We start from the raw sequence: 13,337 nt of genomic DNA, 5'->3' as shown, positions 1-13,337 counted from the left end.
CAGCCCCTCCTTCATCCTTTTTCAAATACCGTCCGACTGCTCAGCCAACGCGACGCATGCCCATGACACGCGCCCGTTTCCGCGGATCACTGTCAAACAGCGCGGCCAACTGCTCGGTCATCGCGCCAGCAAGCTGGTCCACATCCGTGATCGTCACAGCGCGGTCGTAATAGCGCGTCACGTCATGACCGATGCCAATTGCCAACAGTTCCACCGCCCGACGTTTCTCAACCATCGCGATCACATCGCGCAGGTGCTTCTCCAGATAATTCGCCGGGTTTACAGACAACGTGCTGTCATCCACCGGGGCACCGTCAGATATCACCATCAAAATCTTGCGCGCCTCATGCCGGGCCAACATCCGGCGGTGCGCCCATTCCAGCGCCTCGCCGTCGATGTTTTCCTTCAGCAGTCCTTCTTTCATCATCAGCCCCAGGTGGTCGCGGGTCCGCCGCCAAGGCGCATCGGCCGACTTGTAGATGATGTGCCGCAGATCATTCAGCCGCCCCGGCTGCGCGGGCCGTCCGTCGTTCAACCACGCCTCACGCGCCTGACCGCCCTTCCAAGCGCGGGTGGTGAAGCCAAGGATTTCGACCTTCACATTGCAACGCTCCAGCGTGCGCGCCAAGACATCGGCGCAGATCGCGGCGATGGAGATCGGGCGGCCTCGCATGGAGCCGGAGTTGTCTAGCAGCAGCGTCACCACGGTATCGCGGAACTCGGTATCTTTCTCGACCTTAAAGCTCAGCGGCGTCGTGGGGTTCGCCACCACCCGCGCCAAACGGCCCGCGTCGAGCGTGCCTTCTTCGAGGTCGAACTCCCATGAGCGGTTCTGCTGCGCCTGCAAACGGCGTTGCAGTTTGTTGGCCAAACGGCCCACCGCGCCTTTGAGTGGCTCAAGCTGTTGGTCCAGATAGGCCCGCAGTCGCTCCAGTTCGATCGGCTCGGCAAGTTCTTCGGCCCCGATGACCTCGTCATGCTCGCCTAGATAGACGCGGTAATCGGGGTCGGCATCCGACACAGGCGGCGGGGGCGGCGGGTCCATGGGCGCGTCGCCCTCAGGCATGTCGGCCTCGTCGCCCAGCTCCTGATCAGCCTCGTCATCCATAGAGACCTGCGCCTGACTGTCGTCCTGCTGTTCCTCTTGGCTGTTCTCAGGCGTGCCCTCGGCCTCTTCCTCGTCCTGATCGTCTTGTCCGGTGCTGTCAGGGTCTTGCTCTTCTTCCGCGCCTTCTTCGGCCTGATCTTCCTGATCGTCGTCTTGGTTGTCCGGGTCATCGCCCAGCTGATCGCCATAGCCAAGGTCCGAGATCATCTTGCGCGCGAGACGGGCAAAGGCTGCCTGATCGGCGAGGCTGCCGTCCAGCCCTTCGAGCGTGCCGCCCGCTTGATCCTCGATAAACCCACGCCATAACTCCATGGCGTTTTCGGCCCCGGCAGGCAGATCGCGCCCGGTGGCCAGATGCCGCACCATATAGCCAGCGGCGACCGCCAGCGGCACATCGCTGGCCTGTTTGGCCTGATCGTAGCCCTTGCGCAGGGCGTCATGTTTGATTTTGACGTCGATGTTTCCGGCAGTGCCGGGCATATCGCGCGCACCCATCGCCTCGCAGCGGGCGGTTTCCATCGCCTCGTAAAGATCGCGCGCCATGTCGCCTTGGGGCGCGTAACGCGCATGGGTGGCGTCGTCATGGTAGCGGCGGTTCAGCGCCAGCGCATCGGCGGTGCCGCGGGCCAGCAGAACTTCCTCGCGGGTCATCCGGCGGCTGACCTGCGGCAAGCGCATCGAATCGCCGGAAAGTCCCGAAGGATCAACGGAGTAGCTGACGTTCAACTCCGTATCGTCGGCCATGGTTTTCGTCGCCTCGGCGAGGGCTTTCTTGAACGCGTCAGCGGGGTTGTCGGATTTCTTCATGGGCCCATGCCTCTGTCAGCTACGCCATGAGGTTTGGCAGGTTTTCGCAGGAGGGTCAAAGGGGCAGGGGCTCTGCACGGCATGCGCCAGTTCCCGCCCATCCCTCCCTCTGAGCGGGAACCCCCACCCCCAGATCGGGATTTCCTCACCAGTCGACGCAACGGTGCCGCTCTGAACCCTGGCAGCAACGCGTCTCAGCAAGTAGGAGTGAAGAAAATGACCAATTTCATGCAACACGCGAGCCGCTTGGCTATGATCGCTGTTTTGGGTACGGCCCCTCTGGCCGTTGCTGCTCAGGACGACGCTGTGAAGCCCGTTGAGGGCGAAGCAACCGCCGAAGCACCGCAGACCGACGAGGCGACGGAAACCGAAGAGACGATGGAGGCCGAGGGTGAGGTAGAAACCGAAACCGAGACCGACACCGCTGACGCCGAGGCTGATACCGAGGTCGAAACAGACACCGCTGACGTTGAAGCAGATGCCGAGGTGGAAACGGATACCGCCGAGGTGCCTGAGACTGACGACGCAACCGACAGCGCCGAAGCCCCGGCCACGGATGCACCCGCGTCCGGTGACGCCATCGACACCGCAGAAACCCCGATGACCGACGACCCAGCGGCTGCTGACGCCGTGGCAGAAGCGCCTGCGGAAGAGCCTGCCAAACCCGTCGAAGGCCAGATCACCATGCAAAGCGAGAACACCATCCTCGCGGACGACCTGATCGGCAGCAACGTCTATTCGGACGCTGGTGAGAAGATCGGTGATGTGGACGACTTGATCGTGAACCTCGACGGCTCAGTTGAAGGCGTTGTGATCGGTGTGGGTGGCTTTCTCGGCCTTGGTGAGAAATGGGTCGCTGTGAAGATGGACAGCCTCTCCACCATGACCGACGAAAGCGGCACACTGCGTCTGGTTTCCTCGGCGACCAAAGCCGACCTTGAAGCCGCTGAAGCCTTCAAGACGGCTCAGGATATGCAAGCTGAGCAACAAGCGCTTGAAAACACCGCGCCGCAAGATCCGAACGCGGCTGAAAGCACAGAGCCTGTTCCCTCGAACTAATAGAGCTGAGGCTTGAACGACAAAGGGGCGCTGAAACAGCGCCCCTTTTTTCGTGTTCGAGAATTTGGTGGGTCAGCCCAAGCTGAGGCTCGCGGCACTTTCGGGCAGTTCCTCGTCAAACAGACGCTGGTAAAACTCGGCCACGGTCTGGCGCTCCAACTCATCACATTTGTTGAGGAACGAGAGGCGGAAGGCATAGCCGACATTGCGGAAAATCTCGGCGTTCTGCGCCCAAGCGATCACGGTTCGCGGGGACATCACAGTGGACAGTTCACCATTCATAAAGGCCGTCCGCGTGAGGTCTGCCACAGTGACCATCTGCTTGAGGGTCTTGCGGCCCTTCTCGGTGTTGTAATGCGGGTTCTTCGCCAGCACGATGGCCGTCTCGGCGTCGATACTGAGGTAGTTCAGCGTGGCGACGAGCGACCAGCGGTCCATCTGCGCTTGGTTGATCTGCTGTGTGCCGTGGTACAGGCCCGTCGTATCGCCCAGACCCACGGTGTTCGCCGTCGCAAAGAGGCGGAAATAGGGGTGTGGGGTGATGATTTCGTTCTGGTCCATCAGCGTCAGCTTGCCGTCATGCTCCAGCACGCGCTGGATCACGAACATCACATCGGCGCGGCCTGCGTCATATTCGTCGAACACAATCGCCGTCGGGTTGCGCAGCGCCCAAGGCAGGATGCCTTCGTGGAACTCGGTGACCTGCTTGCCGTCGCGCAGCTTGATCGCGTCTTTGCCGATCAGGTCGATGCGGGAGATGTGACTGTCGAGGTTCACACGCACGGTGGGCCAGTTCAACTGGGCGGCAACCTGTTCGATGTGCGTCGATTTACCCGTGCCGTGGTAGCCTTGGATCATCACACGGCGGTTGTGGGTGAAGCCCGCAAGGATCGCCAGCGTGGTGTCGGGATCGAATTTATAGGTGCTGTCCACATCGGGCACACGGGACGTGCGCTCGGGGAAACCTTTGACGACCATATCGGAATCGATGCCGAAGACGTCGCGCACCGAAAGCTCTTCGGTGGGTTTCATGTCATGTTCCAGTGCGCCGTCGGCCATCGCTCGTTATCCTTTTCCTTAGGCGCGCGGGTCGGGCCGCGCGCGTATCTGGTGCAACATATCGTGCCTATCCGCAAGGGAAAGGGGGCAACTGGCATTATCCGCACGCGCCCGCTGGTCTGGCGCGCGCGTCAGTCCTTGAAGTTGCGGCTGCCTTTGATCTGGTCCCAAGCCCAAACGACGAGCTGCAACTGCTCTTCCTGGCTGCGGTCGCCGCCGTTCATGTCGGGGTGCAGCACCTTAATCAGCGCCTTATAGGCTTTGCGCACCTCAGGCTTGGTCCACGTGTCCTTGGCTTCCAGAATTTCAATCGCACGGCGCTCGGTCGGGGGCAGGCGGCGGCCCGCTTGCTGGCCCTTACCGGGGTTCTGGGTGGCGTTCTTGCCCAGCACCTGATGCGGGTCTTCGATGCCCAGACGGGCCCATGCACGCTGCTCGGGGTCGCCCAGCGGCTTGGTGCTGCGCTCCCAGACCTTGTCCTTGGACATCTGCGCGTTCAATTCGGCCTCGGTGGTGCCGTCAAAGAAACTCCACTTGGAGTTATATTCGCGGACGTGCTGCTGGCAGAACCAGAAGTAATCGTCCAGCACGTCAGGCGCTTTCGGCGCGCGGAACTTGCCCGCTTCCTCGCAGCCCTCATGGTCACAGACGCGGGTCGAGGTTTCCGATGCCCCCGACATCCCACGGCGGCCGCGGGGGTTTTTCTTTTTGGACGACGACACGGACATGTCGAATCCGAAGGGATCAGCTTTTGGCATGTGGATAGACCTTTCCGACTCAGGCCGGTCACCATATACCCTGCGTCGCAGGATTGAAGGGGGCCGGGGGTAAAAACATGTCCACAACACAAGAGATTTCGGATCGGCTGGAAGCCGCTTTTGCGCCGCGTGAACTGGAGGTGGTGGATGACAGCGAAAGCCATCGCGGTCATGCCGGGTTTCAGGAAGGGGGCGAAAGCCACTTTAACGTGCGCATCCGCTCGGACCGTTTCAAGGGGCAGAACCGGCTGGCACGGCACCGTGCGGTGCACAGTGCCCTAGGGGCCGATCTGATGGGGCGCATCCACGCGCTCGCCCTTGATCTGGATGTTTAAGAGCGCCGCTTAAGTCTTTGGCTTATCGTCGTTTTCGTCGGCGTCTGTAGCAGAGGGCGCGTCCGCATCATCCGCAACAGAGGTGCCGAGGAAGGCGGGTGGCTTGCCATGGTCTTCGGCCTCTTCTTCGTCCGGGACGATGGAGGCCGGCGCATCGGCGCGCAGCGCAGGTTCGGTCACGGCGGCAGCGCCAGCGGGCAGGTCAGGCGTCGTCTGGGCGGTCGCGGTCAACTGACTGTCACTTGGCGTCGCGGCGTTTTCAGCAACCATTTTACGAAAAACCAAAACATTGCGCCATTCCGTCGTGGTCGAGGTCAGGCCCGCACGCTCCAACGAGGGCAGCGTTTCGGCGCGCTGATATTCCCAGCCCTCGGCGGCCATCCCGTTCAGCAGCGCCTCAATGGTAAAAGCAAAGCGGTCTTCAGAAGACTTAAGATCCTTGTTTTTCAGGCTTTTGGTGGGCGCGGGAACGATCTTATACTCAAAACGCATGGGGACCTCATTGGGAACGGCGCGGGGGCCGGGGTGTCGGGTTTATGTGCGGCGGATGCCGATTTTGCGTCCGGCTTGTTCGGGTTTGGGCAGGGTAGCATGGGCGCGGTGCATCTGCTCTAGCTTGGCCAGAATGGCCTCGGGCATCGGGGCCACGCGGGGGCCGGACTGGTCCACATGCAGCGTCAGCCCTTCGCCAGTGGCAGCAAGCCAGCCGTCGACGTGCCAAAGTTGCTGAAAGCAGTGAAAACGCTTTTCATCGTAGTCGAGCAGTTGGAACGTGGTGTAGACGCTGTCGCCCTCATGCAACTCGCGCAGGTAGCAGACGTGGAATTCGGCCACATAGGTGGTGCAACCGCCGCGCTGGTAGTCGGGGCCGAAGCCAAGCTGCGCATAGGCTTCGTCAACGCCCTGATCGAACAGGACGTTGTAATAGGCCATGTTTAAATGACCATTGAAATCAATCCACTCGGGGCGGACTTTCATCTCGCTGGAGCGGAAGAGGGCGGCCTGTTCGCTCACTGTTGAGCAAGCTTGCGCGAGACGATTTCATTGACGGCTTTGGGGTTGGCCTTGCCGCCCGTCGCCTTCATCACCTGACCCACGAACCAGCCCGCAAGCTTGGGGTTCTGCTGGGCCTTGGCGACCTGATCGGGGTTGGCGGCGATGATCTCGTCCACGGCGGTTTCAATCGCGCCGGTGTCGGTCACCTGTTTCAGACCCTCGGTCTCGACAATCTCAGCCGGGTCGCGGCCGGTTGTATAGGTGATTTCAAAGACTTCCTTGGCAATCTTGCCAGAAATGGCGTCCGAGGCGATCAGATCGACAATAGCCCCCAGTTGCGCCGGGCTGACCGGGCTGTCGGTGATACTCTTGTCGTCTTTCTTCAGACGACCAAAGAGTTCGTTGATCACCCAGTTGGCGGCCATTTTGCCATCGCGGCCCTGCGCTACGGCTTCGAAATAGCCCGCGCTGTCGAGGTCGGCGGTCAGGACGCTTGCGTCATAGTCAGACAGACCGAAGTCCCCGATAAAGCGCGCTTTTTTCTGATCGGGCAGTTCCGGTAGATTGGCGGCGATCTCATCGACCCAAGCCTGCTCGATCTCCAACGGCAGCAGATCGGGGTCGGGGAAATAGCGGTAGTCATGCGCTTCTTCCTTGGAGCGCATGGAGCGGGTCTCTTGCTTGTCGGGGTCGAAAAGCCGCGTTTCCTGCACGACTTCGCCACCCGCCTCAACAATCGCGATCTGACGTTTGGCTTCGACTTCAATGGCTTGCTGGATGAAGCGCATGGAGTTCATGTTCTTGATCTCGCAGCGGGTGCCTAAGTGCGAGAAGTCCTGCGTTTCTTCATATTTTTCATACTGGCCGACACGGCAGATCGACACGTTCACGTCGGCACGCATCGCGCCCGACTGCATGTCGCCATTACAGGTGCCCAAGTAGCGCAGGATCTGGCGCAGTTTGCTCAAGTAAGCCGCCGCCTCTTCAGGCCCGCGAATGTCCGGGCGCGAGACGATCTCCATCAGGCAGACGCCCGTGCGGTTCAGGTCCACAAAGGACATGTTCGGGTCCATGTCGTGGATCGATTTGCCCGCGTCCTGCTCCATGTGGATACGCTCGATCCGCACCAGACGGGCGGTGCCGTCGCCAAGTTCGACCAGCACTTCGCCTTCGCCTACGATGGGCTCATAAAGCTGGCTGATCTGATAGCCCTGCGGCAGATCGGGGTAAAAGTAATTCTTGCGGTCAAAGGCGGACTTCAGGTTGATCTCGGCCTTGAGGCCCAGCCCGGTGCGCACCGCTTGCTCGACGCAGTATTCGTTGATCACCGGCAGCATCCCCGGCATCGCGGCATCGACGAAGGCGACGTTGCTGTTGGGCTCCGCGCCGAACTGGGTGGATGCGCCGGAGAACAGCTTGGCGTTCGACGCGACCTGCGCGTGCACCTCCATCCCGATGACCAGTTCCCAGTCATGTTTGGCACCGGCAATCACGCGCGGTTTCGGGGTGTCGTAACTCAGATCAAGCATCGCGGCCGCCTTCGGTCAATTGGAACTTGGCCGTGCATACTGGAGCGTCTGCCGCGCTTCAAGAGGCAGGGTTAGCCGGGCAGGGTGATCTGGCGGCGTCCTTCGGTAAAGATGACCCGTTTGCCCGCTTCGATCTCGCGCTGGAACAGCCCGGTGATAATGCGCATGGCGTCGGCCCGGCCCGCGGCGGCAAAGCGGCTGGGGGAGCGGACTCGCAGGTTGTTGTCAAAGCCGCGGGCGGCATGGGCCCAGAGCATTGGGTGCAACTCGGTCATATGGTCGCGCACGATCCAGCGGGCGCAATCGGCGATCTCGGCGCGGACCTCGCTGGCAGCATCGTCGCTGGGGGCTTGGCCAATAGCGCTGGCGCAATAGGCGGCGAGCAGGTTGGCGGTATGCGGGTCAGGGCGGTGGGCGAGGATGTCGCGCAGCCCTTCGATAAAGAATGGCACGTCAAGGTTGGCACAGGCCTGTGCGTCGCAGGTGATCGCGTCGAATTGCACCCAAGTATAGCCGCCCGCGCCCCATGTCTCTTCGGTCCGCGCTGCAGTGCGACGGGCCTCAAGTTCAAGCTGGGCATAGGAGCCATGCCACCGCGGCAGCAGGTGGTGGCCCATGGCCCGCATGGGGCGCGGGTTGGCGGGGTTCAGGTCGATTAGCCGCTCGTAGCGATCCGCCACGGCGCGGGGTTCGGCCCCTGTTCCCCCGAGCAAGGCACAACGGGTCGCGGCGAGCAGAGCCGAGCCGGTTGTGTCCTGTTCATAAGGCGCGAGGATATCCCGCGCCCTGTCGAAATGCGCGGCAAAGGCGCTGCGGTTGCGGTTGGGGACCTCGCCTTCGGTGCCCGTGCCGCGCCACGCCCAACCGATGTCGATATGGGTCTGGGCAACGACGCAGGCGATCATCGCGTTGCCGGCGTGTTCTTCCAGCACATGCTCCAGCGCCTCGATCCCGTCCATCATCGGCGCGTCGCGGGCGGGCTTGCCGTCAAAGAGCGCGTGTTCGGCGGCGAGAATCACATCAGCCCGTGCGCCGAAGGCCATGAGCTCTGCCACCGGCATCGCGCCGGGGGTCATCTCACGGGATTGATCGGCGTCGTGCAGGGCTGCGGCCATTTCTTCCCAGCGTTCTTGGCGCACCAGCCATTGGGCGCGGTGCTGGTGACGGTCACGGATGAGGTCTTCGCGGGTGGGGTCAGGGCAGGCGATGCGCACCAGATCGTTGGCCCGGGGGCGGCGGCGGAGGATCGGCATTTCCAGCGGCTCATCGACCTCACCTTCCGGCTGCGGCTTGGACAAAAGCCCCTGCAAGGTGGACGGGATAAGCGTAGAGAGAAGTTTCATTCGGATCCGGTCCTACTTGCCTGTCATTCGTTGGCTTAGGTTTGCCGGTGTAATGGGGCGGAACCATGTCGCACCTGCGGAGGTTTCGGGAAATTTCTGTAGCGCGGGTGGACGCGGGGCGTTTGGTCGGAGGAAACTTGCCGACGGCTGCCGCCCGCGTGGCTTGCCAAGCCCCGCGCAGGGCGCTCTTATGCCGCCATGAAACCTGCACTTATTGCCCTTGTCCTCTCCGTCGCGCCCTCCTTTGCTATGGCAGAGCTTCCGAAGCAGCCCACCGCTGGAGAGGAGGTCGTCGCCACCGCAGTGCCCGAGGTGCGGCCAAAGACGCGGGAAAGTGTGCAGCAAGCGTCGGCGGCTCTGTCCTTCCCCGAGGGCGTAAAGACGGACGAAACCCCACCTGCGCTGGAAACTGCGCCCTTTACCACCACCCTGCGACCGCCTGCGCGCGCCGGAAACCTGCCGCGCACCCGGTGGCAGCATATGCGCGGCCATTCGCTTTGGACGCGGGCCGCGATCTCGGCGTTAAAATCCCATGGCAAACCCTTGGTCGATATGGTGCCGGGTGATGTGGAGACATGGTGCCCGGCCTATCCAGACGCGTCAGACGCGCAGCGCCGGGCGTTTTGGGTTGGCTTTTTGTCTACGCTGGCGAAACATGAGAGCACCTATCGGTCTTGGGCCGTGGGGGGCGGCGGGCGCTGGTACGGGTTGTTGCAAATCCTGCCCGGCACAGCGCGAGGCTATAAATGCAATGTAGGCAGTGGCGATGCGTTGAAAAACGGTGCCGCGAACCTGAGCTGCGCTGTGCGGATTATGGCAACGACCGTGCCGCGTGACGGGGTGATCGCCGGGAATGGCAAGCGGGGCGTGGGGGCCGATTGGGGGCCGATGCGCAGCGCTTCCAAGCGCAAGGACATGGCAAGCTGGCTGCGCCGACAGTCCTATTGCAAACCGCTGAGCGATACCCGCCCGCGGGCGCGGCCCTAAACCTTACTGGATCAGCGTGAAGTGATGCCGCTGCGTGGCGATGCCGCGTTTGGACAACGCGGCTTCGAAAGCACGGTGCGGGGGTGTTGCCTCATAGGGCAGTTTCACCTTGCGACCTGTGTTGAGGACGACCGTGACGCGGACGGACATGTCCAGCCGCGTGTCGAAGCGGATATGGTCCACCCGGTCCAGCGCTACTTCAGCATTCCGGCTTCCGGTGAACCAACTTAAAGTCGTTTTATCAAGGTCTAAGCCGCTGGCCGGATCGGTGATGAGCTCGTAAAGCGCGGGCAGGGTGAAGAGGGCCAGAAGCCCCATCAACCAGCCCGACGCCTCCAGCCAGAACCACGCCGCCACCAGTGCCGCCCAGATGATGGGCAGCAATAGCAGCGCGGCGCGGCTACGGGCTTGACGACGGTAGCGGAAGACTGGCTCTGCCACGCGCTGCGCTTAGGCCTCGCGGATGCGGCTGAGCATTTCCGTCGTGTCGCGGCTCAGCCCCGGTGTGGCGAGGATGCGGTCCAGTTCGACTTCAATCTTCTTTTGCCGATCCACATCGTAACGCCGCCATGTCTGGAAGGCGGAACAAAGCCGCGCGGTGGTTTGCGGGTTCACCGGGTCGAGTTTGATAAGCCAGTCGGCCAGAAGCTTGTAGCCTTTGCCGCTCTCATGGTGGAAGCCTGCGTGATGCATGGCAAGGCTGCCAAAGACCGCGCGGAAACGGTTGGGATTTTTCCAATTAAAGTCCGCATGTTCGGTCAAACGCTGCGCAACCGCGGCGGCCTCGTCGGGCTTGGCCTGAGAGACCTGCAGCCCGAACCATTTGTCCATCACCAAACGGTCATTGCGCCACTGGGCTTCAAAGTCTGCCAAAGCCTTGTCGCCCTGGCCCGACCGCACCAACGCAGCCAAAGCGCTAAGTTGCTGGGTCATATTGTCGGCACCGTCGAACTGCGCCTGCGCGCGGTCTGCACCTTGGACCCGTGTGAGGAGCGACATAGCCGCATTGGTCAGCGCGCGTTTGCCCGATTGCTCGGCATCAGGACGGTAGGGCGCGTCGACCGTGTGGCGGGTGTAGAGGTCGCCTAGCACTTCGGCAAAGCGGGCGGCCATAGCATCGCGGGTGCTTTCGACCGCGCGGTGTATCGCTGCGGGGTCAGGTGTCTCACCGGTATCATGCAGCGTGCTTGCCAGATCGGCATGGCCCGGCAGGCCAAGCATCAGCGCGCGGTAGGCTGGTTCCAGCGTCTCATCACTTAGCACCACCTGCAGCGCGTCGAGCCAATCGGCATCCGGTGCGCTGCCGTGGAGGATCGTGCTGAGCAGCGATTGCCGCGCCAAGGTGCGACCGGCTTCCCAGCGATTGAAAGCGTCGCTGTCATGGGCAAGCAAGTGCAGGCGTTCGTCTTTGCTAAGGTCATGCTTCAGCACCACCGGGGCTGAAAACCCGCGCAGGACTGAGGCAACGGGGCGTTCGTCCAACCCATCGAACGTGAAGCTCTGCTCGGCTTCCGTTACTTCCAACACCCGTGTGGGGGCGACCTCGCTTCCATCGGGTCCGATCAGCCCGACCGCAATTGGCAGCACCTGTGGTGCAGGCTTGGGTGTCGCGGTGCTGGGCGGGGTGTGCTGAGCGAAGGTGAGGGTTAGCATACCTTTGCCCGCGTCCCACGCCTCGGTCACATCCACCCGCGGTGTGCCAGCTTGGCTGTACCAGCGCTTGAACTGGGTCAGATCGCGGCCTGTAGTTTCCTCAAAGACCTTTAACCAATCCTCAATCGTCGCCGCATCGCCGTCATGACGCTCGAAATAGAGGTCGAGCGCTTTGCTATAGGCCTCATCGCCTACCAGCGTCTTGAGCATGCCGATGACCTCAGCACCCTTCTCATAGACGGTCGCAGTGTAGAAGTTGTTAATCTCTTGGAAACTTTCCGGGCGCACCGGGTGTGCGAGCGGGCCTTGATCCTCGGCAAACTGGCGGCTGCGCAGGTCGATCACATCGCCGATGCGTTTGACGGGGGCCGAGCGCATGTCCGAGGTGAACTGACTGTCGCGGTAGACGGTCAGCCCTTCCTTGAGACACAGTTGGAACCAGTCGCGGCAGGTGATGCGGTTGCCGGTCCAGTTGTGGAAATATTCATGGGCGATGATCGCCTCGATACGCTCGAAGTTGTCGTCGGTTGAGGTCTCGGGCGAAGCCAGCACGGCGGCGGAGTTGAAGATATTCAGCCCCTTGTTCTCCATCGCGCCCATATTGAAGTCATCGACGGCGACAATATTGAACAGGTCGAGATCATACTCCCGACCGTAGACGTCCTCATCCCATTTCATCGACGCTTTCAGCGCTTCCATGCCAAAGGCACATTTGCCTTCATCGCCGGGGCGGACATAGAGGTTCAGGTCGACCTCGCGGCCCGACATGGTGGTGAAGCGATCCGAATGGGCGATGAGATCGCCCGCCACCAGCGCAAAGAGATAGGCGGGCTTGGGCCATGGGTCGTGCCATTCGGCGTGGTTCTGGCCTTGCGCTACGGGGTTGCCGTTCGACAAGAGCACCGGATGCGGGCCGTTAATGGTGACGGTGAAGACACTCATTACGTCGGGACGGTCCGGGTAATAGGTGATCTTGCGAAAGCCTTCGGCCTCGCATTGGGTGCAATACATGCCGTTCGACATATAGAGACCCTCAAGCGCGGTGTTGCCCTTAGGGTCAATCTCGACCTCGGCTTCCCAAAAGAAGGGGGTGTCGGGCACATCGCAGGTCAGGCCAGAGGCAGTCACCTTAGGCGTCACCGGCTTGCCGTCGATCTGAGCTGAGATCAGCTTGAGCCCCTCTCCATGCAGAAAGAACTCACCATCTTCTGCCTCTGGATTGCGACGAAAAGAGATGCGGCTTTTCACGCGCGTCTTATGGGGATCAAGGTCAAAGGTGAGCGCCACCTCATCCACCAGATAGCCAAAGGGCTGATAGTCGCTGAGATAGATCGTCTGGGGCGTCGCGTCGCGCATTGGGCCTCCTGAGGGGGGAACGTTTGGGTTGGTGGGAAGTTAGGTCTCCACAGGGCGCGCTGCAAGCCGCACTGGCCCATTCTCCGCTAAACGAGGTGCCTTTATGTCTGCCCCCGATACCGACACAGAAACGCAAAAGAAGCGTCATCGCCATGCGATCCGGGGGATAAAGACAGCTATTATTGTCGGGGCTTTGATGATGATTGCCGCCATCGTCTATGCGGTATTGCAAGCGACAGATCCGACGCCAGAGAATGCAGCCGCGGCCGAAGCCTCCGCCGGGCAAGACCTCTCGCAGGCGCCGGCCTCCGCGCCGCCTGATCTTCAACAGTAAGAGAAAACACCTT

The 13,337-nt window shown here is 61.7% G+C and carries 13 protein-coding genes; 4 read left to right on the top strand and 9 right to left on the bottom strand.

Features of this window, described 5'->3' with window-relative positions; genetic code table 11:
• Nucleotides 1–40: 40 nt before the first annotated feature.
• Nucleotides 41–1,915, bottom strand: a complete 1,875-nt coding sequence (gene cobT / locus BLS57_RS04180; RefSeq protein WP_093739509.1) for a cobaltochelatase subunit CobT — start codon at nucleotides 1,913–1,915, stop codon at nucleotides 41–43.
• Nucleotides 1,916–2,131: 216 nt separating this feature from the next.
• Between cobT and BLS57_RS04175 the strand changes: the two genes are divergently transcribed.
• Nucleotides 2,132–2,974, top strand: coding sequence for a PRC-barrel domain-containing protein (locus BLS57_RS04175; RefSeq protein WP_167356366.1), 843 nt, complete (start codon nucleotides 2,132–2,134; stop codon nucleotides 2,972–2,974).
• Between the two features lie 72 nt (nucleotides 2,975–3,046).
• Here BLS57_RS04175 and cobS read toward each other — a convergent pair whose 3' ends face one another.
• Together cobS and BLS57_RS04165 are read right to left on the bottom strand one after the other, a co-directional pair.
• On the bottom strand, nucleotides 3,047–4,033 hold the full coding sequence (gene cobS / locus BLS57_RS04170) for a cobaltochelatase subunit CobS (protein ID WP_093739505.1): 987 nt from the start codon (nucleotides 4,031–4,033) through the stop codon (nucleotides 3,047–3,049).
• A gap of 131 nt (nucleotides 4,034–4,164) precedes the next feature.
• Nucleotides 4,165–4,791, bottom strand: coding sequence for a J domain-containing protein (locus BLS57_RS04165; protein ID WP_093739503.1), 627 nt, complete (start codon nucleotides 4,789–4,791; stop codon nucleotides 4,165–4,167).
• 77 nt (nucleotides 4,792–4,868) lie between these two features.
• Here BLS57_RS04165 and BLS57_RS04160 point away from each other — a divergent pair, with 77 nt between their 5' ends.
• Nucleotides 4,869–5,126, top strand: coding sequence for a BolA family protein (locus BLS57_RS04160; protein WP_093739501.1), 258 nt, complete (start codon nucleotides 4,869–4,871; stop codon nucleotides 5,124–5,126).
• Nucleotides 5,127–5,135: 9 nt separating this feature from the next.
• On the opposite strand, the gene BLS57_RS04155 is transcribed toward BLS57_RS04160, so the two are convergent.
• The 4 genes from BLS57_RS04155 to BLS57_RS04140 all read right to left on the bottom strand — a co-directional run bounded on the left by BLS57_RS04155 (nucleotide 5,136) and on the right by BLS57_RS04140 (nucleotide 8,994).
• A complete protein-coding gene (locus BLS57_RS04155; protein ID WP_208597513.1) occupies nucleotides 5,136–5,618 on the bottom strand; it encodes a DUF4177 domain-containing protein in 483 nt (160 codons plus the stop codon).
• A gap of 42 nt (nucleotides 5,619–5,660) precedes the next feature.
• Nucleotides 5,661–6,104 carry a thioesterase family protein gene (locus BLS57_RS04150; protein ID WP_093740296.1) on the bottom strand — a complete coding sequence of 148 codons (444 nt, stop codon included), beginning with the start codon at nucleotides 6,102–6,104 and terminating at the stop codon, nucleotides 5,661–5,663.
• 32 nt (nucleotides 6,105–6,136) lie between these two features.
• Nucleotides 6,137–7,651 (bottom strand): Asp-tRNA(Asn)/Glu-tRNA(Gln) amidotransferase subunit GatB, encoded by a 1,515-nt coding sequence (gatB, locus tag BLS57_RS04145; protein WP_093739499.1) that lies wholly within the window; start codon nucleotides 7,649–7,651, stop codon nucleotides 6,137–6,139.
• Nucleotides 7,652–7,722: 71 nt separating this feature from the next.
• Nucleotides 7,723–8,994, bottom strand: a complete 1,272-nt coding sequence (locus tag BLS57_RS04140; protein WP_093739497.1) for a hypothetical protein — start codon at nucleotides 8,992–8,994, stop codon at nucleotides 7,723–7,725.
• 198 nt (nucleotides 8,995–9,192) lie between these two features.
• On the opposite strand from BLS57_RS04140, the gene BLS57_RS04135 reads away from it, so the two are divergent.
• Nucleotides 9,193–9,981 (top strand): transglycosylase SLT domain-containing protein, encoded by a 789-nt coding sequence (locus BLS57_RS04135; protein ID WP_244153591.1) that lies wholly within the window; start codon nucleotides 9,193–9,195, stop codon nucleotides 9,979–9,981.
• Nucleotides 9,982–9,984: 3 nt separating this feature from the next.
• Here BLS57_RS04135 and BLS57_RS04130 read toward each other — a convergent pair whose 3' ends face one another.
• Both BLS57_RS04130 and pepN read right to left on the bottom strand, forming a co-directional pair.
• Nucleotides 9,985–10,422, bottom strand: coding sequence for a hypothetical protein (locus BLS57_RS04130; RefSeq protein WP_093739495.1), 438 nt, complete (start codon nucleotides 10,420–10,422; stop codon nucleotides 9,985–9,987).
• A gap of 9 nt (nucleotides 10,423–10,431) precedes the next feature.
• Complete coding sequence (gene pepN / locus BLS57_RS04125) at nucleotides 10,432–12,990, bottom strand: aminopeptidase N (protein ID WP_093739493.1); 2,559 nt, start codon at nucleotides 12,988–12,990, stop codon at nucleotides 10,432–10,434.
• 103 nt (nucleotides 12,991–13,093) lie between these two features.
• On the opposite strand from pepN, the gene BLS57_RS04120 reads away from it, so the two are divergent.
• Nucleotides 13,094–13,324: a hypothetical protein gene (locus tag BLS57_RS04120; RefSeq protein ID WP_093739491.1), complete on the top strand. Its 231-nt coding sequence runs from the start codon at nucleotides 13,094–13,096 to the stop codon at nucleotides 13,322–13,324.
• Nucleotides 13,325–13,337: the final 13 nt, after the last annotated feature.

Origin of the sequence: Sulfitobacter delicatus (assembly GCF_900102535.1) — a bacterium.
GTDB lineage: Bacteria > Pseudomonadota > Alphaproteobacteria > Rhodobacterales > Rhodobacteraceae > Sulfitobacter > Sulfitobacter delicatus.
This window is presented reverse-complemented; position numbering and strand designations above follow the sequence as displayed.

Excerpts from the sequence above, each read along its gene's own strand:
- BLS57_RS04155 (WP_208597513.1), bottom strand. The coding sequence starts at position 5,618 with ATGCGTTTTGAGTATAAGATCGTTCCCGCGCCCACCAAAAGCCTGAAA.
- cobT (WP_093739509.1), bottom strand. The coding sequence starts at position 1,915 with ATGAAGAAATCCGACAACCCCGCTGACGCGTTCAAGAAAGCCCTCGCC.
- cobS (WP_093739505.1), bottom strand. The coding sequence starts at position 4,033 with ATGGCCGACGGCGCACTGGAACATGACATGAAACCCACCGAAGAGCTT.
- BLS57_RS04165 (WP_093739503.1), bottom strand. The coding sequence starts at position 4,791 with ATGCCAAAAGCTGATCCCTTCGGATTCGACATGTCCGTGTCGTCGTCC.
- gatB (WP_093739499.1), bottom strand. The coding sequence starts at position 7,651 with ATGCTTGATCTGAGTTACGACACCCCGAAACCGCGCGTGATTGCCGGT.
- BLS57_RS04135 (WP_244153591.1), top strand. The coding sequence starts at position 9,193 with ATGAAACCTGCACTTATTGCCCTTGTCCTCTCCGTCGCGCCCTCCTTT.
- pepN (WP_093739493.1), bottom strand. The coding sequence starts at position 12,990 with ATGCGCGACGCGACGCCCCAGACGATCTATCTCAGCGACTATCAGCCC.
- BLS57_RS04140 (WP_093739497.1), bottom strand. The coding sequence starts at position 8,994 with ATGAAACTTCTCTCTACGCTTATCCCGTCCACCTTGCAGGGGCTTTTG.
- BLS57_RS04150 (WP_093740296.1), bottom strand. The coding sequence starts at position 6,104 with ATGAAAGTCCGCCCCGAGTGGATTGATTTCAATGGTCATTTAAACATG.
- BLS57_RS04175 (WP_167356366.1), top strand. The coding sequence starts at position 2,132 with ATGACCAATTTCATGCAACACGCGAGCCGCTTGGCTATGATCGCTGTT.
- BLS57_RS04120 (WP_093739491.1), top strand. The coding sequence starts at position 13,094 with ATGTCTGCCCCCGATACCGACACAGAAACGCAAAAGAAGCGTCATCGC.
- BLS57_RS04160 (WP_093739501.1), top strand. The coding sequence starts at position 4,869 with ATGTCCACAACACAAGAGATTTCGGATCGGCTGGAAGCCGCTTTTGCG.